Annotated in this window: 19 protein-coding genes and 1 pseudogene; 11 read left to right on the forward strand and 9 right to left on the reverse strand. The window is 74.2% G+C overall.

Features of this window, described 5'->3' with window-relative positions; all coding sequences use genetic code 11:
• Positions 1-242: 242 nt before the first annotated feature.
• The 3 genes from ACZ6ZI_RS17315 to ACZ6ZI_RS17325 all read right to left on the reverse strand — a co-directional run bounded on the left by ACZ6ZI_RS17315 (position 243) and on the right by ACZ6ZI_RS17325 (position 3,672).
• A complete protein-coding gene (locus tag ACZ6ZI_RS17315; RefSeq protein ID WP_469521333.1) occupies positions 243-1,607 on the reverse strand; it encodes an NAD(P)/FAD-dependent oxidoreductase in 1,365 nt (454 codons plus the stop codon).
• 255 nt (positions 1,608-1,862) lie between these two features.
• Entirely contained in the window at positions 1,863-2,642 is a 780-nt protein-coding gene (locus ACZ6ZI_RS17320; protein WP_469521336.1) for a helix-turn-helix transcriptional regulator, read from the reverse strand.
• Positions 2,643-3,390: 748 nt separating this feature from the next.
• Positions 3,391-3,672, reverse strand: coding sequence for a hypothetical protein (locus ACZ6ZI_RS17325; RefSeq protein ID WP_469521339.1), 282 nt, complete (start codon positions 3,670-3,672; stop codon positions 3,391-3,393).
• 146 nt (positions 3,673-3,818) lie between these two features.
• Here ACZ6ZI_RS17325 and panD point away from each other — a divergent pair, with 146 nt between their 5' ends.
• From panD to ACZ6ZI_RS17345, 4 genes are all read left to right on the forward strand, one after another.
• Positions 3,819-4,238, forward strand: coding sequence for an aspartate 1-decarboxylase (gene panD, locus ACZ6ZI_RS17330; RefSeq protein ID WP_363059097.1), 420 nt, complete (start codon positions 3,819-3,821; stop codon positions 4,236-4,238).
• 12 nt (positions 4,239-4,250) lie between these two features.
• The gene (locus tag ACZ6ZI_RS17335) at positions 4,251-4,592 is read left to right on the forward strand and encodes a GNAT family N-acetyltransferase (RefSeq protein WP_469521342.1); all 342 of its coding nucleotides are present in this window, start codon (positions 4,251-4,253) and stop codon (positions 4,590-4,592) included.
• Complete coding sequence (locus ACZ6ZI_RS17340; protein WP_469521344.1) at positions 4,589-5,257, forward strand: arylsulfatase; 669 nt, start codon at positions 4,589-4,591, stop codon at positions 5,255-5,257. The genes ACZ6ZI_RS17335 and ACZ6ZI_RS17340 overlap by 4 nt, the downstream gene beginning before the upstream one ends.
• 105 nt (positions 5,258-5,362) lie before the next feature.
• A complete protein-coding gene (locus tag ACZ6ZI_RS17345) occupies positions 5,363-5,566 on the forward strand; it encodes a hypothetical protein (RefSeq protein WP_469521347.1) in 204 nt (67 codons plus the stop codon).
• A 64-nt stretch (positions 5,567-5,630) separates the two neighbouring features.
• Here the strand turns inward: ACZ6ZI_RS17345 and gndA are convergent, their stop codons facing one another.
• On the reverse strand, positions 5,631-7,076 hold the full coding sequence (gndA, locus tag ACZ6ZI_RS17350; RefSeq protein ID WP_363059089.1) for an NADP-dependent phosphogluconate dehydrogenase: 1,446 nt from the start codon (positions 7,074-7,076) through the stop codon (positions 5,631-5,633).
• Positions 7,077-7,260: 184 nt separating this feature from the next.
• Here gndA and ACZ6ZI_RS17355 point away from each other — a divergent pair, with 184 nt between their 5' ends.
• Positions 7,261-8,670 (forward strand): transglycosylase family protein, encoded by a 1,410-nt coding sequence (locus ACZ6ZI_RS17355; RefSeq protein WP_469521350.1) that lies wholly within the window; start codon positions 7,261-7,263, stop codon positions 8,668-8,670.
• A 111-nt stretch (positions 8,671-8,781) separates the two neighbouring features.
• Here ACZ6ZI_RS17355 and ACZ6ZI_RS17360 read toward each other — a convergent pair.
• A pseudogene (locus tag ACZ6ZI_RS17360) lies at positions 8,782-9,603 on the reverse strand (DMT family transporter); the annotation flags it as partial.
• Between the two features lie 337 nt (positions 9,604-9,940).
• On the opposite strand from ACZ6ZI_RS17360, the gene ACZ6ZI_RS17365 reads away from it, so the two are divergent.
• The gene (locus tag ACZ6ZI_RS17365; RefSeq protein ID WP_363059085.1) at positions 9,941-11,428 is read left to right on the forward strand and encodes an SDR family NAD(P)-dependent oxidoreductase; all 1,488 of its coding nucleotides are present in this window, start codon (positions 9,941-9,943) and stop codon (positions 11,426-11,428) included.
• Positions 11,429-11,595: 167 nt separating this feature from the next.
• Here the strand turns inward: ACZ6ZI_RS17365 and ACZ6ZI_RS17370 are convergent, their stop codons facing one another.
• The gene (locus tag ACZ6ZI_RS17370; RefSeq protein WP_469521651.1) at positions 11,596-11,934 is read right to left on the reverse strand and encodes a hypothetical protein; all 339 of its coding nucleotides are present in this window, start codon (positions 11,932-11,934) and stop codon (positions 11,596-11,598) included.
• 333 nt (positions 11,935-12,267) lie between these two features.
• Here ACZ6ZI_RS17370 and ACZ6ZI_RS17375 point away from each other — a divergent pair, with 333 nt between their 5' ends.
• Complete coding sequence (locus ACZ6ZI_RS17375; RefSeq protein ID WP_469521686.1) at positions 12,268-12,438, forward strand: hypothetical protein; 171 nt, start codon at positions 12,268-12,270, stop codon at positions 12,436-12,438.
• Between the two features lie 224 nt (positions 12,439-12,662).
• Positions 12,663-13,649 carry an NAD-dependent epimerase/dehydratase family protein gene (locus tag ACZ6ZI_RS17380; protein WP_469521353.1) on the forward strand — a complete coding sequence of 329 codons (987 nt, stop codon included), beginning with the start codon at positions 12,663-12,665 and terminating at the stop codon, positions 13,647-13,649.
• On the opposite strand, the gene ACZ6ZI_RS17385 is transcribed toward ACZ6ZI_RS17380, so the two are convergent.
• The 3 genes from ACZ6ZI_RS17385 to ACZ6ZI_RS17395 form a co-directional block, all read right to left on the reverse strand.
• A complete protein-coding gene (locus ACZ6ZI_RS17385) occupies positions 13,632-15,080 on the reverse strand; it encodes a lipase maturation factor family protein (protein WP_469521357.1) in 1,449 nt (482 codons plus the stop codon). The two genes, ACZ6ZI_RS17380 and ACZ6ZI_RS17385, sit on opposite strands and share 18 nt — an antisense overlap.
• A gap of 11 nt (positions 15,081-15,091) precedes the next feature.
• Complete coding sequence (locus tag ACZ6ZI_RS17390) at positions 15,092-15,631, reverse strand: DUF1990 family protein (protein ID WP_469521359.1); 540 nt, start codon at positions 15,629-15,631, stop codon at positions 15,092-15,094.
• Positions 15,632-15,711: 80 nt separating this feature from the next.
• Entirely contained in the window at positions 15,712-16,683 is a 972-nt protein-coding gene (locus ACZ6ZI_RS17395) for a YndJ family protein (RefSeq protein ID WP_469521362.1), read from the reverse strand.
• A 182-nt stretch (positions 16,684-16,865) separates the two neighbouring features.
• Between ACZ6ZI_RS17395 and ACZ6ZI_RS17400 the strand changes: the two genes are divergently transcribed.
• The 3 genes from ACZ6ZI_RS17400 to ACZ6ZI_RS17410 all read left to right on the forward strand — a co-directional run bounded on the left by ACZ6ZI_RS17400 (position 16,866) and on the right by ACZ6ZI_RS17410 (position 21,557).
• Entirely contained in the window at positions 16,866-18,545 is a 1,680-nt protein-coding gene (locus ACZ6ZI_RS17400; protein ID WP_469521654.1) for a DUF6777 domain-containing protein, read from the forward strand.
• A 7-nt stretch (positions 18,546-18,552) separates the two neighbouring features.
• Positions 18,553-20,616 (forward strand): SpoIIE family protein phosphatase, encoded by a 2,064-nt coding sequence (locus ACZ6ZI_RS17405; RefSeq protein WP_469521657.1) that lies wholly within the window; start codon positions 18,553-18,555, stop codon positions 20,614-20,616.
• Between the two features lie 80 nt (positions 20,617-20,696).
• Positions 20,697-21,557: an Fpg/Nei family DNA glycosylase gene (locus tag ACZ6ZI_RS17410; protein WP_469521367.1), complete on the forward strand. Its 861-nt coding sequence runs from the start codon at positions 20,697-20,699 to the stop codon at positions 21,555-21,557.
• Positions 21,558-21,606: the final 49 nt, after the last annotated feature.

Here is a 21,606-nt window from a genome sequence, read left to right on the forward strand (position 1 = left end):
GTGCGCGGACGGCACGCGGGCCGGCGTCGACGGCGGTGGCGTCGACCGCGGTGCGGGGCGACGAGGCCGTACGCGGCCACGGACCTCGTCGTCCGTGCCGCTCGGCGGTCGTGGGCCGGAGGGCGGCCGGGCCCGGCGTCGTGACACGGGCGACCGGCGTGATGGGGCAGGTGTGAGGGGGCAGGCGTGCTGGATCGGACGTGATGGGGCAGGCGTGCTGGGTCGGGCGGCCGGCGTGAGGGTCAGGCGGTCGGCTCGGGGCTGCGCAGCAGCAGTTCGCCCATCGGGCCGATCTTCGCGGCGATGAGCCGGTCGGCGGTGCTCGACGCCCAGGCCGGACGGCCGGGCACCCCGTCGATCAGCCAGCGCACCAGGCGGGACTTCCACGGCACGTCGGGGCCGGAGCCCAGGTGGCCGAACAGCTCCCGGAAGTTGCCCCGGGTGTAGAACTGGTCCGGGGGCACGATGGTGGCGAACAGGCCGATCATGTCCTGGCCGTGCCGGGGGCTGCGGCTCATCGCCGCGATCAGCGCGCGTTCCTCGGGGGAGTGGTCGGCGACCTTCGCGTAGTCCCGGGTGTAGTCGTAGTGGTCGCCGATGAGCCGGTCGCGGCGGGCCGTGTAGTCGGCCATCGCCTCCGCCATGGGGCGCTTGGACAGGCCCTCGGTGATGGCGTCGGCGAGCAGTTCGGCCCCGAGCAGCGCGTGGGTGATCCCGGAGGCGGTGATGGGGTCCCTGGTGGCGCCCGCGTCCCCGACGAGTGCCCAACCGGGCCCGTGGGAGGTGCGCAGGAAATTGGGGACCGCGCCGGTCAGCCAACGGTCGCCGCGGCGGCCCTGAAGCAGCCTTTCCGCGAATTCCGGATCGGCGTCGGTGAAGGCCTCGATCACGGTCCGGTCGGTCTGGTCGGGATCCCCCGAGGGAAAGGTATCGGCAGGCCAGGCCACACCGACGATGGAAAGTCCGTCATGCGTCGGCCAGCTGAACGGATGGCGCCGGCTCTTCCGGTACGTACGGACCAGCGGTTCCTGTTCCAGTCCTTCCCAGTACGTCCAGGAACTCTTGCTCAGAACCGGCTCGTCACGGTATTTCTCCGCACCGGCCAACTGCGCCACACGGGAATTCTTTCCGTCCGCGCCGACCACGATCGTGGCCTTTTCGTGAATTCTTCCCGAACTCTTCGAGACGCCGCCGACACCGACGACGGTGTCGTTCTCGCGCAGCAGTTCCTGGACCGAGATCCCTTCCCTGAGCTCGGCGCCGGCTTCGACGGCGGCTTCCGCGAGCGCCTGGTCCAGGCTGATCCGGGGCGGGGAGAGGGCGTACCCCACGCCTTCCACGGCCGGCAGCGGTGCCACGAGCCGTACGGAGCCGCTCTGGAGGGAGTAGTGGGTGATCTCCGGAATGATGTGCGACTTCAGCCGGTCGAGCACGCCCCAACGGCGCAGCCTCAGCACTCCGGGCGGGTGGATCAGATTGGTCGACGAACTGGTCGGGCTCGGGAAGGTTATTCGGTCCACGAGCAGGACCCGGTATCCGCGTCCGGCCAGGATCAGCGCCGTCGCGGAACCGGAAATCCTCGCTCCCACAATGATGACGTCGTACATGTTCCCCCGTATCGGTCGCTCCGCCCGTGACTGCTCCGCACCCGATTAGTGCGGCGCGGCGGTCGAGTGCCGCTCAAGCGACGCCCCGACGATTGTCGAGATTAGTCAGGGAGGATGACGACTTTGGTCACTCGCGCATCAACGTGCCATCTTCCGAAATCATTGGCAGGTTGATGCCAGGGACACGCGATCGGGCCCTCCCCGGGGCGGCGCGAGCGCGGCGGAGAGGGCCCGAAGGACGGTGCGGACCCGCGTCTACTCGGTGGCGTCGATGAGTCCGAGCTGAGCCGCCCGCACCCCGGCCTGGAAGCGCGACGTCGCGTCCAGGCGCGTCATGAGCGAGGCGATGTGCCGGCGGTAGGTGCGCAACGACAACCCCAGGTCACGGGAGGCCTTCTCGTCGGTGTGCCCCTGGCTGAGCGTGCGCAGCACGCGCAGGACGTTCTCGTCGTCCGCCCAGTTGCCGCAGACCGAGGCCAGGTCGACGGCGCCGTCCCACACGGCGTCGTGCAGCACCGCCATCGCCCTGGCCGTGTCCAGGTCCCTTACCACGGCCAACCCCTGGTTGCGGCCGCCGGCGCAGTCGACCAGGGCGAGGCTGCCGTCGAAGACGGTGGTGGTGGGGAGTCTGTGCGGGGACAGGCGGATGTCGGCACCGCGGCGCGCCAGTTCGCACAGGTGGGTCAGGGCCTCGTCGTCGCCGAGCAGCCGGCTCGGCAGGATCATGCGGATCTCGGCGCCCCGCGCGAGCAGTTGGGCGTGCAGTCGGTTCAGCAGGAGGTCCTCGAACTCGTGGGGGCCCGCCGCGTAGCTCGACTGCGCGAGGACGACGTGGTGTCCCGCCTGCTGGACGATCCGGGCCGCGACCGCCTCGTCGGTCTCCTCCGGGTCCAGGGGCGCCGCGGGACGGGGTGCGGCGGCCCGCTGCCGTTCGAACAGTCTGGTCGCCATCTCCGCGAGCTGCTGGGCCTGGTCGCGTAAGTCGTCGAGCGTGGGATCGCGGAGATCCGTCACCGGCCCTGCCGTGACGCTCATGAATGCTCCTCGTGTCATGGCCGCGAGTCGAACGGCCGGCGGATCGGACGGGGCCGGGGAGAGCGGTCCGCTCCTCACCCGGCCTCCGGGTACGCGCGTCAGCGCCCGGGGGCGGCGGCGGTGGGGGCGTGCTCGACGCGGCCGGCGTCGTCGCCGGCCTCCGCCCCGCCCCCGTGCCGCGCCGTCGCGCGGGCACGGACCCGTCCGAGTCCTGGTTCACGTGCGGTCGTGGACCGCCCCGTGGCGGTCGAGGGAGTGTCGAGCGCGACTCCTGCGGCGCGGCGGACACTGTCGAACGGCGGCGTGCGAAGGCCGCGGGCGCACGCGTCGACCGCGGCGCGATCACGTTCCGGACATCGTGTCGCATACGTTGCCGGCTCGGATTCCGTTTCCCTGGGATGGGTGAGCTTCTTCATCGACCGGTTCCTCCATCGCCCCCGTGCCGGGCCCACCCGCGGGTCGGCGCCGACCGACCGGCAGCGGACCGGGACGGTGGGCTGGGGCGGGCCCGTCCATCGCCGCCGCCTCATGGAACCGGACGGCGAGCGAGCGCCGTTCACGTCAGTGAGCAGCGACTTTGCCCGACTCTGCCACGCCGTGACCCCGTCGTGTCAATGGCGACCGGCCCCGACCCGCCCCGGATTCCTCGGCCTTGCCGGTTACTTGCCGGGGCTTGACCGATTCGCCGGCGGCGCGCCGGCGAACGGGCCCGCGGGCGCGGACAAACCCCACCCAATCTGACGTTCCGTCACCATGATCCGGTGGCACGGAGCCCCGCCCCCGGACGCCCGCCGCCGATCGCGCTCGTCCTCGTCGGCGCCGCGACCTCGGGGTGGGCCGGTCCGCTCAGGGCCCGTGCCCCGGTGGGCTCCACCCCGTAGGCGTCGCCGCCGTCGCCCGTGACGGCGATCGCTTCGGCTCCGGTCTCCGGCCGTGAGACCGAGGACGGACAGCCGAGTCCCCGCTCGAAGGAGCGCGCCCCCGCCGGCCGGCGGAGGTCTTCCTCGGTGATACCGGGACCGTGTGTCACGGTCCGCATTCCGTCGGATGGGAACCCCCGACGACGTGACGTTGCGCGGAGTGCGACCCTTCGCCGGTCCAGGTCCGCCGGTGTAGTGTGCGGAACGCCCTTGACCTGCAGAAAGCAGGCAGGGAGCCGTCCTCTAGGAGTTCAGCATGCTGCGCACCATGTTCAAGTCCAAGATCCACCGGGCCACCGTGACCCAGGCCGACCTGCACTACGTCGGGTCCGTGACCATCGACGCCGATCTGCTCGACGCCGCCGACCTGCTGCCCGGGGAGCTGGTCCACATCGTGGACATCACCAACGGGGCGCGGCTGGAGACGTACGTCATCGAGGGGGAGCGCGGGTCCGGGGTCATCGGGATCAACGGGGCCGCCGCGCACCTCGTGCACCCCGGTGACCTGGTCATCCTCATCAGCTACGCCCAGGTCGAGGACGCCGAGGCGCGTGCGCTGAAGCCGCGCGTCGTGCACGTGGACGCCGACAACAAGATCATTGAACTGGGCGCGGATCCCTCCGCGCCCGTGCCGGGCACGGACCAGGAGCGCAGTCCGCACGCGGTGGCGGTCTGAGGGGAGTCGAGCATGTCGGTCGCACTGCGGGACGAGCGCGAGGCCGGGCGGCTGCTCGCCGTCGAGGACGGGCAAACGGTCGGCTTCATCGCCTACTTCGTCCTCGACGTCGAGCCCCACGCCCTCGTCGCCGTCCACACGGTGGTCGAGCCGGGCCACGAGGGCCGGGGCATCGCCGGAGAACTGGTCGAGGGGTTCTACGGGATCGCCGCCGCCGAGGGCGTCCCCGTCGTGCCGCTGTGCCCCTACGCGGCGCGCTGGGCCGCCCGCCACCCCGAGCAGGCGCCCCCGGCCCCGGACGGGGTGGTCGAGGCGGCCAAGGCGCGGCTGCGCGCGGACCCCGCGTCGCGGTGACGGCCGGCCCCGCGGCGCTGACGCTGCTGCACACCTCCCCGGCGCACGTCCCGGTCTTCGACGCCCTGCGCGACGCGGACCACCCCGGGGCGGTCCTGCGCCACGTCGTCGCGCCGGGGCTGCTGGAGCGGGCCCGCGCCGAGGGCCCGGCGAGCGTCACCGCCGACCTGCGCGGGCTGCTCGCGGGGGCCGGCACACCGGTACTCGTCACCTGCTCCACCCTGGGCTCGGTCGCCGAGTCGCTCGCGGGCGCCGCCGGTACGCGGGTGCTGCGCGTGGACCGGCCGATGGCCGCCCGGGCCGTGCGCACCGGCCCGCGCGTCGTCGTCCTCGCCACCGTGGAGTCCACCTTCGCCCCCACCGCGGAGCTGCTCGCCGAGGAGGCCGCCGGGCGACCGCTGGAGGTGCGCGGCCTGCTGGTGCCGGGAGCCTGGGAGCGCTTCGAGGCGGGCGACGCCGCCGGCTGCCACGCCGCCGTGGCGCGGGCGGTGGAGGCCGTCACCGACGCGGACGTCGTGGTCCTGGCCCAGGCCTCCATGGCCCCCGCCGAGGCCCTCGCGCGCACCCCGCTGCCGGTCCTGTCCAGCCCGCGCCCCGGCCTGGACGCCGCCCTGCGGCTCACCGGGCACCCGGGACCCTCCTCACCCGGACGGGCCGGCCGCTGACGGGCGGGGCCGCCCCGCGCCCGCCCCGTCGCCGCGGCCGCGCGAGCCGCGAGCGCCGTCGCGCGGGCGGGGCGTAGCGCGCGGGTTCGGGGGAAGGTGGGACGTATGGTGCGAAACCCAGAGCAGACGCAGCCCCCGGTCCCCGAGCCGGACCCGAGGCCGTTCCCGCCGTTGCCCGACCCGGAGCCGATCCCGCGCCCGGTGCCGCCGGTGCCCACGCCGGTGCCCGAGCCCGACCCGGTGCCCCCGCCGCCGGGGCCCGCGCCGATCCCGCAGCCCGGACCCCTCAGCCGCGCCGAGGCAGCCTGAACGGCGCCGTCCTGAACGGATCGACGGGCGGGCCCCGGGCCGCGCGGCCCGGGGCGCTCGTGCGTCAGTCCGTGCGGACCTCGGAACGGTCACCGCTCCAGAGGGTGTGGAACGAGCCCTCCCGGTCGGTGCGCCGGTAGGTGTGGGCCCCGAAGAAGTCGCGCTGACCCTGGGTGAGGGCGGCCGGCAGGCGCTCCGCGCGCAGCGCGTCGTAGTACGCCAGCGAGGCCGCGAACGCCGGCACCGGGATGCCCTGGCGGACCGCCGCGACCAGCACCTCGCGCCAGTCGTCCTGGGCGTCCCCGGTCTCCCGCGCGAAGTGCGCGTCCGCCAGCAGGCTCGGCAGGTCGGGCCGGGCGTCGTAGGCGGCCCGGATGCGGTCGAGGAAGGCCGCGCGGATGATGCAACCGCCGCGCCACAGGGAGGCGACCGCGCCCAGGTCCACGTTCCAGTCGTACTCCGCGCTGCCCGCCTGGATCTGGTGGAAGCCCTGGGTGTACGAGACGATCTTCGAGGCGTACAGGGCCTGCTCGACCTGCGCGGCGAAGGCGTCGGCGGCCTCGCCCGACAGCGGGGCCGCCGTCGGGCCCGCCAGCTCGCGCGCGGCGTCGCGCAGCGCGCCGTGCCCGGAGACGGCGCGCGCGAAGACGGCCTCGGCGATCCCGGAGACGGGCACGCCCAGGTCCAGGGCGATCTGGACGGTCCAGCGGCCGGTGCCCTTCTGCTCCGCCGCGTCCGCCACGACGTCCACGAACGGCCGGCCGGTGGCGGCGTCGGTGTGCGCGAGGACCTCGGCGGTGATCTCGATCAGGTAGGAGTCGAGGCGCCCCTCGTTCCAGGAGCGGAACGTCTCGGCGATCTTCGCGGGGGAGTAGCCGGCGACCTCGCGCAGCAGGTGGTAGGCCTCGCCGATGAGCTGCATGTCGGCGTACTCGATGCCGTTGTGCACCATCTTGACGAAGTGGCCCGCGCCGTCGGGGCCCACGTGCGACACGCACGGGGTGCCGTCGGCGGCCTTGGCGGAGATCTTCTCCAGCAGCGGGCCCAGGGAGGCGTAGGACTCGGCGGGACCGCCCGGCATGATGCTGGGGCCGAGCAACGCGCCCTCCTCGCCGCCCGAGATGCCGGCGCCGACGAAGTGGATGCCCTGCTCGCGCAGCTCGCGCTCGCGGCGGCGGGTGTCCTCGAAGTGGGCGTTGCCGCCGTCGATGATGACGTCGCCCTCCTCCAGCAGCGGGACGAACTCCCGGATCACGGCGTCGGTCGGCTCCCCGGCCTTCACCATGACGATCAGGCGGCGCGGGCGCTCCAGCGCGTCCACGAACTCCTGCGCGGTCTCGGCCGCGACGAAGGAGCCCTCGTGGCCGTGCTCCTCCACCAGGGCCTTCGTCTTCGCTGCGGTGCGGTTGTGGACGGCGACGGTGAAGCCGTTGCGGGCGAAGTTCCGGGCCAGGTTGCTGCCCATCACCGCGAGTCCGGTGACACCGATCTGGGCGGTGCTGCTGCTCATGCGTGCGCTCCTGCGTGCCTCGATGTGCGGGGAGTGCCGACGCTACATCGACACGGATCACAACAGATCCGATGTTCTCGACGTGTCCTCAACTTCGCCTTGAGGGCGGCTGGTTGTCGCCCTTGCCGGCGAAGTGCCGCGGCGTTAGGTTGTGCGGTTCCTGATGTCTTCCAGGGGGGCTCCCATGGGTGTACGGGGCCGGCACCGCCGGTACCAGCCGAGCAGCATCAACCGGGCCTCGCTGGCCGTCACGGCCGGTGGCGCGGGGATCGCCCTCCCCTTCATCGGAACCGGGGTCGCCCAGGCGGCCTCCGTGGACACCTGGAACGACGTCGCGGCCTGCGAGTCGACCGGCAACTGGCGGATCAACACCGGAAACGGCTACTACGGCGGCCTCCAGTTCAGCCAGAGCACCTGGAAGGCCTTCGGCGGCACCACCTACGCGCCGCGCGCCGACCTGGCGACCAAGGAACAGCAGATCGCCGTCGCGGAGAAGGTCCTCAAGGGGCAGGGGCCCAAGGCGTGGCCCTCCTGCGGGCCCCAGGCGGGGCTCAGCCGCAGCGGGCCCGCGCCCGCAGTGAACGTCGCCGCGCCCGGGACGAAGCCCTCGGCCGCGCCCTCCGCGCAGTCGTCCGCGCGGCCTTCCGCCCCGACCTCGCCCGAGCCCTCCGCGAAGCCGTCCGGGACCGCGCAGGCGCCGATGGACGCGCTGCTGCCGACCAAGGCCACCACCCCGGTGCCGGTCACAGCACCCCGTCCGACGGGCACCTCCGTCCTGCCGAACCCGTACGTGGTCGCCCCCGGTGACTCCCTGTCGGCGATCGCCACCGACCAGCGCGTCGAGGGCGGCTGGCAGGCTCTCTACGAGACCAACCGGGCCACGGTGGGCGCCAACCCGAACCTGATCTTCCCGGGGCAGCGGCTCACCCTGCGCGTCACCACCGCCCCGGTCGCCCCGCCCGCGCAGAACCCGGAGAAGCCGCCGCGCACCGCCGAGCCGGTCAAGCCCGTCGAGCCGGCCGCGCCGAAGCCGGAGCAGACCAGGCCCGCGCCCGAGCCGACGCCGGAGCGGACGACGCCCGCGCCCAAGCCGACGCCCGAGGCGAGCAAGCCGGCACAGAAGCCCGCCGAGAAGCCGAAGCCCGAGCAGGCCGCGAAGCCCGCCTCACCGCAGCAGAAGCCCGCCGCGGGAGGGTTCAGCGCCCCCGTCGACGGCGCCATCGGCACCGCCTACCGCGTCGCGGGTTCCTCCTGGTCCAGCGGCTACCACACGGGCGTCGACTTCCCGGTGCCGACCGGGACCAGCGTCAAGGCCGTCGCCTCCGGCACCATCGAGTCGGCCGGCTGGGCCGGGGCCTACGGCTACCAGGTCGTCATCCGGCACACCGACGGCCGCTACTCCCAGTACGCCCACCTGTCCGCGCTCGGGGTCAAGGCCGGACAGCAGGTCTCCGGCGGTCAGCGGATCGGCCGCTCCGGCAACACCGGCAACAGCAGCGGCCCCCACCTGCACTTCGAGATGCGGTCCGGGCCCGGGTACGGCTCCGACATCGACCCCCTGAAGTACCTGCGGGGCAAGGGCGTCTCCATCTGACCCCCGCGCGTGCGGCGGCACGGCCGTGAGCAGGACCAGGCCGGCCGCCGCGAGGGCGCCGCTGGCGAGCGCGGCCACGGTGCCCGCGGCCCCGTACCGGAAGCCCTCGTCGAACAGGGAGATCCCGACCGCCGCCGCGACCACCGGGTTGACCACCGTGACGGTGGCCAGCGGCGCCGTCAGCCCGGCGCCCCGGTAGGCCGCCTGGGACAGCAGCAGCCCGCCGGTCGCCAGCACGGCGATCGCCACCGCGTCCGGGGCGATGGAGGACAGGGCGCCGGCGGACACCGCGCCGGACGAGGCGGCGCCCGCGGACACGGCGCCCGCGGACACGGCTCCCGCCGTGAAGGCCTCCGCCACCGCCTTCGTGAACACCGAGGCCATGCCGAAGGCCGTACCCGCGCCGGCGGCCAGCAGCACGCTGCGCAGCACCGGCCGGTGCGCCCGGTGCGCGGCGAGGAACAGCGCGGCGACCGAGGCCGCGGTCACCGTCAGCAGCAGCCCCCGCTCGCCGCCCTCCAGGGCCTGGCGTCCCCGGCCCTCGCCCCCGGTCAGCGCGAGCAGCCCGGCCAGGCCGACGGTGGCGATCAGCGCCCCGCGCCAGGCGGCGGCCCCCGCCCGGCGCCCCACGAGGACGGCCGCCATCGGGAGCGCGAACACGATGGTCAGCGCGCCCAGCGGCTGCACCAGGCTGAGCGGCCCGTACGCCAGGGCGAGCACGTGGAGCAGGGCCCCGAGACCGTTCAGCCCCACGGCCACCCACCAGGCGACGCGGCGCAGCGGCGCGTAGGCGCGCTCGGGGGAGCTCGCCGCGACGTGCTCCTGGACGATCGCACCGCCCGCGTACGCGACGGCGGACACCAGGCACAGCAGAACCGACAGGCTCAGGGCACTCATGAAATCCACCATGCCCCACGGCGGCGGGCGATTCATCCGCCCGGAGGCTTCTTGATCGGTTCCCGAGTCGCCCTCCAGGAGTACTCCGGCGGGAGCACGGCGGATCCGGCCGGAGTCGATTTCCGGCCGGCTCCCGACCGGTCGCGGACGGGGACCCCACCGACGTCCGCGGCGCGGCGCGACACCAGCGCCTGCGCTGTCGGAACAGGGCACGGAACATCACGAAACGATCCGGATCGTGACAGCGCGCTCGCGGTGGGTGAGGCGTGCGGGGACGGGTTTGATCCCGGGCGTGTCGGCTCCGTACAGTTGCCGTTTTGGGGACTTCCGCAGCAAGCGGACGCGGACGAGTGAACAGGGAACGGCAGCGGCCATGACGGTGACCGAAGACAGCCAGGACCACGGGCACGCCCACGGGCCGGGCATCGACCCCGAGCGGCTGGCCGTGTGCCTCAGCGTGCTCGACGAGCTCGACAAGATCGACGTCGACCACCCGGACGCCATCACCGTACGCCGTGCCACCGCCGGCATCTACCGCACGGTGAAGCAGCGCCGGCGCCAGGAGCGCCGCGCCTCCAAGACCGCCAACGACAAGGCCGTCACCGAGGCCACCGCGACCGGCTCCGCCGAACGCATCGACGACGAGACCGAGGGCATCCTGCCCACCTCCGTCACCGAGGCCGGCCGGATCGCCGGAATACTCCAGCGCCCGCGCTCCTGCTACGTCTGCAAGACGCGGTACGTCGAGGTCGACTACTTCTACCACCAGCTCTGTCCCGCGTGCGCCGTCGTGAACCGGGCCAAGCGGGAGGCCCGCGCCGACCTCACCGGCAAGCGCGCGCTGCTCACCGGCGGCCGGGCCAAGATCGGCATGTACATCGCGCTTCGGCTGCTGCGCGACGGGGCCCACACCACGATCACCACCCGCTTCCCCAAGGACGCCATCCGTCGCTTCAAGGCGATGGAGGACTCGGCGGACTGGATGCACCGCCTGGAGGTCGTCGGCATCGACCTGCGCGACCCGGCCCAGGCCGTGGCCCTCGCCGACCAGCTGGCCGCCGCCGGCCCGCTCGACATCCTCGTCAACAACGCCACGCAGACCGTCCGCCGCCTGCCCACCGCCTACGCGGCCCTGGTCGAGGGCGAGAGCGCCCCGCTCCCCGCCGGCGAGCTGCCCGCCCACCACGTCATCGGCGCCTTCAACTCCGGCGCGGTCGACGGTCTCGCGGCCCTGCCCGTCGGCGTGAGCGGACTGGAGGCCCAGAAGGTCGCCGACCTCGCGCTGGTCGCCGGCAACGCCAGCCTCGAGCGGCACCTCGCCGGCACCGCCATCGACGCGGGCGGCCTGCTGCCCGACGTCGTCGACAGCAACACCTGGGTGCAGACCATCGACCAGATCTCCCCGGTGGAGCTGCTCGAAACCCAGCTGTGCAACTACACCTCGCCGTTCATCCTGATCAGTGCCCTGCGCCCCGCCATGGCCGAGGCCGCGCGCAAGGCGTCCAGCGGGCGGGCGTACGTCGTCAACGTCTCGGCCATGGAGGGCGTCTTCAGCCGCGGCTACAAGGGCGCGGGGCACCCGAACACCAACGCCGCCAAGGCCGCGATGAACATGGTGACGCGGACCAGCGGCCAGGAGATGTTCCAGAGCGACGGCATCCTGATGACCTCCGTCGACACCGGCTGGATCACCGACGAGCGTCCGCACTTCGACAAGCTGCGCCTCGCCGAGGAGGGCTTCCACGCCCCGCTCGACCTGGTCGACGGCGCGGCCCGCGTCTACGACCCGATCGTGCGCGGCGAGGAGGGCGAGGACCTGTACGGCGTCTTCCTCAAGGACTACGCCCCCGCCAACTGGTAGGACGCCTCCCGCGGGCCCGACGGTCCGCACCGGCGATCGGCACCCCGGTCCCGCGAGCCCGGCCCGGCCCTCCACGGCCGCCCCGGCCCGCGGGGCCGTCCGCGTACGGGGCCGCCGTCGGGCCCGGGCGCGCCGCGCCGCTGAATTCACCCGTACGGGTGTGTGGTTCAGCGGTGGTACGCCCCGGCGACGATCAGTTCGAGGACGGGACGCCAGTCCTCCACGAGGCCGGCCTCGGAACCCGTGAGCGCGTCGGTCCGCGCGGCCGTCGACAGGGCCTCCGCGTCCGGGTCGTCGGCCTCCGCGTCACCCGCCCGGAGCAGTCGCGCCACGCGTTCGCCGAGCAGTTCCCGCACGGCTCCGGCGGTGGCCGTGCCGTCGCCCGTCGGCCCGTCGAGGCCCTGGAGCAGCCCCGCGACCTGGAGTTCCTTGTCGAACGGGTGAGAGCGTCGCAGCAGCGCCGCCGTCCGCAGTCCGTGCCCAAGCCGCGCGTGCAGCAGTTCCATCAACTCGTCCACACTGCGGACCAAGGGAACTCCGGAACTCGCCACCCCAACCCCTCCCGTCGTCCGCGCTCGCGCGCCGCCATCGCCGAGCAGATCAGTACCAGCGGACCCACCGGCGTACGCGTTACCGAACTCACGGCGAAAACCAGCGGTCCAGCGCGGATTTTACCGATCCATCGAGCGGAACCCCGCTCATATGTGTACCCTGAGCGGCAAGGAGGCCCCACCCGGGCCCCGCTCCACCATGGCGCCACCGCGTCCGGAAAACCTTCTATATCCCTACTCCGGCGCGCGGACGAGCCCGCCGGGTTACGCGACACAAGGGAGTGCGCGGTGACTGAAATGACCAAGCCCGACCCGACCATGGAGCGCACGGCACCGGGGGCAGGCACCCGGTCCGACGAGCTCGGCAGCCTCGACGTCTGGGCCCGTTCGGCCCCGATCCGACTGGCCGGCTACGAGGACGACCTGGCGGAACCCCACATCCTGCCGAGCGTCGACTAGCCCCGACGCCCGAAGTCCGAGGTTCGCCACCCGAGCATCGGACACCCGGACCTCGGGCACCCCACGCCCGGCGGCCCACCCCCACGGGCCTGAACCGCGCCCCCGCACCCGACGGTGACGGGGGCGTGGCGTGCGCGCGGTTCCCGATCGCGCTACGCCCTCGGCGTCATCGCTCTCGGCGATCAAGGCTGTCGCCCGGGGCCCGCACCGGGCAGGGTCGAGGCATGAGACTGCTGATGCTGGGCGGAACCGAATTCGTCGGACGCGCGATCACCGAGGACGCCCTGGACCGGGGCTGGGAAGTGACGGTCTTCCACCGGGGACACCACGCGCCCCCGCCCGGGACCACCGCGGTCCACGGGGACCGCACCGCCCCCGGCGGCCTGGACGCCCTGGCCGAGGGGGAGTGGGACCTCGTCGTCGACACCTGGAGCGGCGCCCCCCACGTCGTCCGCGACAGCGCCCGCCTGCTCGCGGACCGCGCCGGAGGGTACGCGTACGTCTCCAGCCGCTCCGTGTACATCTACCCCGCGCCGCCGGGCATGGCCGAGGACGGCCCGGTGGTGGAGGGATCGCCCGACGCCGAGGCCGTCGGCTACGCGCAGGACAAGCGCGGCGGTGAACTCGCCGCCGAGGCGGCCTTCGGGGACCGCGCCCTGCTGGTGCGCGCCGGCCTGATCCTCGGCCCGTACGAGAACACCGGCCGGCTGCCCTGGTGGCTCGACCGCGTCGCGCGCGAGGGCCCGTTCCTCGCCCCCGGCCCCCGTGACCTGCCGATCCAGTACATCGACGTACGCGACCTCGCGCGCTGGACCCTCGACGCCCTCGCGGCCGGCCTCGGCGGGGCCTACAACCTGGCCTCCGCCCCCGGCCACGCCACGATGGGGGGATTCCTCGACGCCTGCGTCGCCTCCGCCGGGTCCGTCGCCGAACCCCGCTGGACGGACCCCGCCGCCATCGAGGCGGCCGGCATCGAACCGTGGATCGAGCTGCCGGTGTGGATCCGGGAGGGCGAGCCGCACGACTACATGTTCGCCGGCGACGTCGGCAAGGCCCTGGCGAGCGGTCTGGTGTGCCGCCCCGTCGAGGAGACGGTGGCCGACACCTGGAGCTGGCTGCGTTCGATCGGCGGCGAGGCCCCCCAGCGCCCCGACCGCTCCACCAAGGGGCTGGCGCCCGAGCGGGAGGCCGCGCTACTCGGGCTCGACTGAGCGCCCCCGCGCGAGACGGGTCGGCGGGAGGTACTCGCGCAGCAGCGTGCGGTGCCACCAGGCGCCCGTCTCGCGCCGCTCGCGCCAGGTGGTGAACCGGTAGCGGTAGAGCCTGGCCCGCACGAACCGCGGCGGGGCGTCCGGGAAGGGATTGTGGCGCAGCAGTCGCAGGGTGTCCCGGTCGCCCGCCAACAGCCGCTCCACGAACGGGCCGAACCAGTCCCGCGCGTAGCCCGGCGACAGCGCCGCGAACCACATCAGCCAGTCGAGCCGCAGGTGGTACGGGGCGAACTGGCGCGGGGTCCGGCGGACGTCGCCGGGCTTGCCCTTGAAGCCGTACTCCCGCCACGTGCCGCCCTCCGCCTCCTCGCGCGGGACCCGGTCCGCCGTGCCCTCCACGACCACCTCGTCGCGGATCCGACCGACCGTGCCGAAGGCCCCGTAGGTGTTGACGAGGTGCAGGGAGTCGAAGGAGCGGTTCATCACCTGGCGCCGCGAGACCAGGTTGGCCACCGGATGCCGGCTGAGCACCAGCACGAGCGCCGTGACGGCGCACGCCAGGGCGACGAACCACAGGGGCGCCGGCCGCGAGGCGGCTGCCGGCGGCGGTCCCGCGAGGCCCGTGAAATCGACGGCCGAGAGGGCGAGCGCGATGGTGAGCCAGTTCAGCCACGCGAAGTTCCCCGACAACACCAGCCACGACTGGGTGGCGACCATGATCCCGGCGGCGTACGAGGCGACCGGCTGCGGGGTGAACAGCAGAACGGGAACCAGCAGTTGGGTCACGTGGTTCGCGGCGCACTCCACCCGGTGCAGGGGCCGGGGGAGGCGGTGGAAGAACCAGCTCAGCGGCCCGGGCATCGGCTGCGTCTCGTGATGGTGGTAGAGGCAGGTCAGCGCGCGCCAGCAGGGGTCGCCGCGCATTTTGATCAACCCGGCGCCGAACTCGACCCGGAACAACACCCACCGCAGCAGCCACAGCACCAACACCGGTGGACCGATGGCGGCGTTGCCGAGGAACACGGCCAGGAACCCGACCTCCAGCAGTAGCGACTCCCAGCCGAACGAGTACCAGGTCTGGCCCACGTTGACGATGGACAGGTACAGCAGCCACGGCAGCGCCCACAGCGCCATGGCGACGCCCAAAGGCACCAGGTCGCCCACCCCGGCCGCGAGGGCCGCCGCGACGGCGGCCCCGGACCAGGCGCACACCGCGAAGAGGCGGTCCGAGTAGTGCAGTTGGAACAGGCTCGGGGCGTGCCGGAAGGGGACGTGGCGGACGTAGCGGGGGACGGGCAACATGCCGTGCGCCCCGATCAGGGCCCGGAACTGGAGGGCGGCCCCGACGAAGGCGCAGAGGTACACCCCGGCCAGGGCCCGCTGGAAGACCAGCCGGCCCAACCAGTAGCCGGGCGCCGTGAACCAGTCCATCCCCTCCAGTATCAGGCGGCGCCGGCCTGCGCGCGCAGCCTGCGGCCCAGCCAGGCGGCGTAGCCGCGCTGGAGGACGGGGACGACCGGCCCCGCGAGGCGGGTGTACCAGGCGACCGGTCGGCTGAAGGCCGTCACCGTGAACCAGACGGCGCCCGCGTCGTCGATCTCCACGACGAAGGACTCCTCCCCGCACTCGGGGTGGCCGGGCAGCGTCCCGTAGGCGAACCCGGTGCGGGTGGGCTCGTACGCCGTCCAGATCACCTCGCACGGGACGGAGACGCGCAGCGGGCCCACGCCCAGGCCCACCTCCACGCGGGTGCCCGGCCGCACGGCGCCCGAGTCGGCGCGGACCCGCAGGCCCGAGGCGCGGTGGGCGTCCAAGGTGGTGACGGCCGTGCCGGCGGCCTCGAAGGCGGCCCGCCCCCGGCCGATCCGGGTGCGGTGGTGGAGGTGGTTGTACCCGTCCGGGAGCGGCCGGCGGGCCGTCGCGCCCCGGTGGGGGTAGGTGACGCCGTTCGCCACGGCGGCGGCTGCGGTGAGGCGGGTCATGGGGTGGTCTCCGTTCGGTCGGGGCGGGTGGTGCGGGTGCGGGCGGTGGGGGCGGTGCGGGGGAGAGGAGGGGCGGCGGGTCAGGGGGTGCGCGCGACGGCGGGGGCCGGGCCGGCCTCGGCGATCCGGTCGCCGGTCGTCGGGTCGCCGGTGGTCGGGTCGCCGGTGGGTCCGCCGCTCGGGTCGCCGCTCGGTTCGGGGGCCCGAGCGGTGCTCGTGGCGGCGGCCCGTCGGCGCCAGGCCAGCAGCGCGCACACGGCGAACCCCAGCGCGTTGCCGAGCCCGTGGGTGGCCGCCATCCAGGTCAGGGTCGGGTGGACGATCCCGGTGGCCTCGCCCACCGCCCACCACAGCGCGAGCAGCATCGTGGCCACCAGCACCGCGGCCGAGCCGGCGAGCAGCGCCGCCGTCGTACGGTCGCGTTCCCGCGGGAGCAGCTCCCGCCAGGTCGTCAGGGCCACCGCCCACATCCCGCCGGTCAGCACCGCCGCGCCCAGCAGCTCCGCCCAGTCGTCGACGAAGTAGCCCAGCAGCACCAGCAGCGTCCCGGCCGGGACGCTGTACGCCGCCCCGCGCGCTCCGCGCCGCCCGGGCGCGGCCCGGCACACCAGCCCGGCGATCAGGGCCGCCGCGAAACCGGCGTAGTGGAAGTGCGGCACGGTCAGGGCGAGGATGTCGAGGTCGAAGCCGAACAGCCGGTACCCGGCGCGTTCGGCGACCAGGGCCGCGGCGGCGACCGACGGCGAGAGGAGCGCGGTGAACGCGGCCACCTCCCGCGGCCCCCGCGATCCGCCCCACCGGCCGGCGCGCGCGGCGCGCCACAGCCGGGCGACCGCCACCGCCGCCAGGGCCACCGCCGCCAGGGCGTACGCGCCGGCGAGCGCGGTGGCGGCCCCGCCGCGCGGGAGCCAGAGGCAGACGGCGGCCGGCAGGGCGGCCAGGGGCCACAGCCGGGCCGCGCGGGCGAGCCCGTCCGGGTCGATCAGGCGCAGGCCCACGGGGACCACGTAGAACATCCCCAGGGTGACGATCAGGTTCACGAGTACCGTCACGACCCACTCCTTTGAACGTGTTCAAGTCGTGAGTGCGACCCTACGGGGTTTGTTGAACATGTTCAAGACGCTGTTCGGGGCATCGAGGGGCCCCTTCGCCCCACTCCACTTGCGGGCCCGTGGCGTATGCGGCAGACAAGAGACAACAACTCGGGGCGAAAAGGGAGAAAAGCGTGAACGACATGCATGCCGTGTCCGCACCGACACCCCGTCAGGCGCCACGCCGTCATGTACCGGCCTGCGCGGCCCTCTTCGCCCTGGCCGGCCTGCTCGCCTCGGGCTGCGGCGGATCCGGCCACGAACAGACCAAGGGCGCGGCGGCCGAGAGTCAGGAGGTGCTCCTCCAGCCGGTCGGGGCCCCCGGACCCGACCCGTTCACCCCTTCGACGGCCACCGCCGAATCCGCGCCCGTCCAGCCCCCGGTGCCCAACCGGACCGGCCGGGGCATCCGCACCATCGCCGCCGCCACCCCCGGCCTGTACGGCGGGACCAACCGGCTCGGCAGCTGCGACGTCGAACGCCAGGTCAACCTCCTCACCACGGACGACGCGAAGTCCCGGGCCTTCGCCCAGGCCTCCGGCGTGGGCCAGGAGACCCTCCCGCAGTTCCTGCGCGCACTGACCCCCGTGGTGCTGCGTGCCGACACCCGCGTCACCGACCACGGCTTCCGCGACGGCGGGCCCGCCGGATACCAGGCCGTGCTCCAGGCCGGCACCGCCGTCCTCGTCGACGAGCACGGCATGCCCCGTGTCCGCTGCGCCTGCGGCAACCCGATCGGCGCGCCGCGCGCCGCGAAGGGCGACCCGGTGCTCAAGGGGGACCAGTGGAACGGCTACCAGGCCAACCAGGTCACCGTGATCGAGCCCGCCGCCCAGGTCCTCACCCACCTGCTCATCGTCAACACCGCCGACAACACCTGGATCGAGCGTCGGATCGGCGACGACGGCGCGCAGGACCGCACCCCGAAGGTGGTGCCCCGCTTCGACCCGGCCGAGGGGATCCCGAACGGCCCCCTCACCCCGAACACGCCCTCCTCCTCCGACCCGTGCGCCGGCGGCGCGGCCGGCCGCGGCGGTCCGGAACGCACCGGGCCGCGGGCCGCGCCGCCCGCGCCCCCGGCGGGCCCGCCCGCCGACCTGCCGGAGACGGCCCCGCCGACGGACCCGCCGACGTCGGACGTGCCGTACGAGCAGCTCCCGCCGCTCGGGGCGCCCGGGGAGGCGCCGTCCGACGGGACGGCGGACCCGCTGAACGAGGCACCGAACGACGTACAGGGCGACGTACCGAGCGACGTACAGGGCGACATGCGCAACGGCGTGCCGGGCGAGGCGCAGGTCGCGCCGGCCCCGCGGAGCGGGGTGCCCCACGCGGGTCCGCCGTCCGCCGCGCTCCCGTCCGCCGATCCGCAGGCGGACCCGCTCGCGGACCTGCCCGAGGACGCTCCCGCGGCCCCCTCGTCCGACGTGCCCTACGAGCAGCTCCCGCCGCTCGACGTGCCGCCGGACGGCCCGCTCGACGCCCCGCTCGACGTGCCGCCCGCCGGGCCGCCCGCCGCCGACCCCCCGTCGGCCGCCGCCCCGAGCACGCCGTGCCCCTCCGAGAGCGGCGCCGCCAACGGTCCCGCCACCGCCCCCGGCGTCCCGCCCGCCCCCCAGGCCAACCCGCAGCGGCCCCCGGCGGAGCAGCGGCCGCAGGCGCCCGACGCCCCCTCCGACGTACCGACCGACCTGGCCCCGGAAGCCCCCGACCTGCCCCTTTCCCCCGACGACGGGCTCGTGGACCCCTCGGTCCCGCTGGACCCGGACGGATTCCCGATGGACGAGGAGACCATGGACTCGGGCCAGTACCTGGAGAGCGCCTGAACCCGCGCTGTGTCATGGTGGACCGGTGCCGAGCACCGTATCGCTGCCGGAGGACTGGCCCGCGCACCCGGACCGTTCCCTGTCGCTGAACCGGATGGGCAGTTTCGACTGGGACCTGGTCACCGGGCTCATGCACATGGACGCCGCCGCCCTCGAGGTGTTCGACACGACCGCGCGGGAGTACGACGGACGCCCCGAGTCCCTGGGGCCCCGCGTGCCGCGCGCCGAGTCCGCCCGGCTCGACGCCCTCGTCTCCAGCGCCCTCAAGAGCGGCGTCGACACCTACGGCGCCTACTTCCGCATCCGCTGCCGCGACGGGACCCTGCGCTGGACCCACACCCAGGGCCGGGTCATGCGCGAGGCGGACGGACGCCCGTACCGGATCATCGGCATCGTCCGGGACGCGACGGAGGAGCTCAGCCACTCCGCCGAGCGCCTCGGACTCGACGAGGAACGCCGCCGCCAGACCTCCGTGGTGGAGAGCACCACGGCGGCCCTGGCGCACGCCCGCACCGTCCGGGACGTCATCGACGTCATCGGCGACGCCCACGGACTGGAACGCCTCGGCTCCATGGGCATGGTCATGGGCCTCGTCGAGGCGGGCCGCATCCACCTGGTGGCCGAGGGCCCCGCCGACAGTTTCGTCCCCGGCACCCGCTACACCCGCATCGACGAGCAGTACCCGATGAGCGAGGTCGTCCGCTCCCTCCAGCCCCGTTTCCTCGACTCGGCCGAGGAGTTCGCCGCCGACTACCCCGCCCTGTGGTCGAAGATCTCCTACATGCGGATCTCGGCCGCCGCGTACCTGCCGCTCATCGCCCAGGCCCGCCCGATCGGCGCCATCGGCCTGCTCTACCAGGACAAGGACGGCTTCACTCAGGAGGAGCGCAACCTGCTGGTCGCCCTCGGCAGCAGCATCGCGCAGAGCCTCCAACGGGCGATGCTGCTGGAACAGGAACACGACCTCGCCGAGGGCCTCCAGCAGGCCATGCTGCCGCGGCGGATCCCGGACGTCCCCGGCGGCCGCATCGCCGTGCGCTACCGCTCCGCGCGCATGGGCCGCGACATCGGCGGGGACTGGTACGACGTCATCCCGCTGCCCGGCGGCAGGGTCGGCGCCGTCATCGGCGACGTCCAGGGCCACGACACGCACGCGGCGGCCGTGATGGGTCAGCTGCGCATCGTGCTGCGCGCCTACGCCGCCGAAGGGCACTCACCCGCCACGGTGATGGCCCGCGCCTCCGTCTTCCTCCACGAGCTCGACACCGACCGCTTCGCGACCTGCACGTACGCGGAGGCCGACCTGTCCACCGGCGTCCTGCAACTGGTCCGGGCCGGCCACCTCGACCCCCTCCTGCGCACCCGCGACGGGGACTGCCGGCGCCTGTCGGTGGAGGGCGGGATGCCGCTCGGGCTGTCGGCGGAGTTCGGCCGGCTGGAGTATCCGGTGACCACGGTCGAGCTGGATCCGGGAGAAACGCTCCTGCTCTGCACCGACGGGCTGGTGGAAAGGCCCGGCGCCGACCTCGACGACGGGATACGGGTCCTCACCGAACGGGTGCGCGGCGGCCCCGCGGACCTCCAGCTGCTCGCCGACCGACTGTGCGAGGTCGTCGACGAACGGGGCGGCGACGACGACATGGCCCTGCTGTTGCTGCGCCGCCGGGGGGAGGACGCCCCGCAGGCCGGCGGCAGGCTCCAGCAACACGTGGCCCCCGGCGACCCGGAAGGGCTGGTCTCGGCCCGCCACATGATCGGCGCGGCCGTCCGGGCCTGGGGCGCCCGCGGGCGGGCCGACGAGATCGAGCTCGTCGCGGACGAGCTGATCGTGAACGCCCTGATGCACACCGACGGGCCCGCCATCGTCACCCTGCGCGTCCTGACCGGCCCGCAGCCCCGGCTCCGGGTGGAGGTGGCGGACCGCTCCAGCGCCCTGCCGAGGCGCCGCGAGGCGGGCGACTCCGGGGTCTCGGGCCGCGGCCTGATGCTCGTGGACCGGCTGGCCGACGTGTGGGGCGTGGAGCCCAGGGGCAGCGGCAAGTGCGTGTGGTGCGAGTTCGTGATGACCTGAGCCCGCCCGCCGTCCCCCTCCGCGCGGCGTGCCCCGCGCCCCGGCTCGCGCCGCGCGGGGCGTGGCGGCAGGCTGGGAGGATGCCCGAGCTGCCGGAGGTCGAGGCCCTGCGGGAGTTCCTCGACGCGCGCCTCGCCGGGCGGGTGGTCGCACGCGTCCTCCCGCTCGCCATCAGCGTGCTCAAGACCTACGACCCTCCGCTCACCGCCCTCGAAGGCGGCCGCACCGGGCCCGTCGGCCGGTGCGGCAAGTTCCTCGCGGTGGGCGTCGGCGAGCTGTACCTCGTCACGCACCTGGCCCGGGCCGGCTGGCTGCGCTGGCGGGAGGAACTGCCCGCGCAGCCGCCCCGGCCGGGCAAGGGCCCCCTCGCGCTGCGCCTGGTCCTGGAGGACGGCGCGGGCTTCGACCTCACCGAGGCGGGCACCCGCAAGAGCCTCGCCGTGTACGTCGTGCGCGACCCGCACGAGGTGCCCGGGATCGCCCGCCTGGGCCCCGACCCGCTCGCGGACGCCTTCGGGCGCGACGACCTCGCGGCGCTGCTGGCCGGGGAGCGCCGGCAGATCAAGGGGATGCTGCGCGACCAGGGCGTCCTGGCCGGCATCGGCAACGCCTACAGCGACGAGATCCTCCACAGGGCGAAGGTCTCGCCCTTCAAACCGGCCGCCTCCTTCGACGAGGAAGGGGTCACGCACCTGTACGAGGCGCTGCGCGACACGTTGGCCACGGCCGTCGAGCGGGCCCGGGGACTGGCCGCGGGGGAACTGAAGGCCGAGAAGAAGAGCGGGCTGCGGGTGCACGGTCGCGGCGGGGAGCCGTGCCCGGTGTGCGGGGACACCATCCGTTCGGTGTCCTTCGCCGATTCCTCGCTCCAGTACTGCCCCACCTGCCAGACCGGGGGCAAGCCGCTCGCGGACCGCAGGCTCTCCCGCCTCCTCAAGTAGCCGCAGCGGCGGGAGGGGCGGGAGGGGCCGGGGGAACCCCCTAGACTCC

The sequence above is a fragment of the Streptomyces sp. NPDC103540 genome (assembly GCF_055584445.1).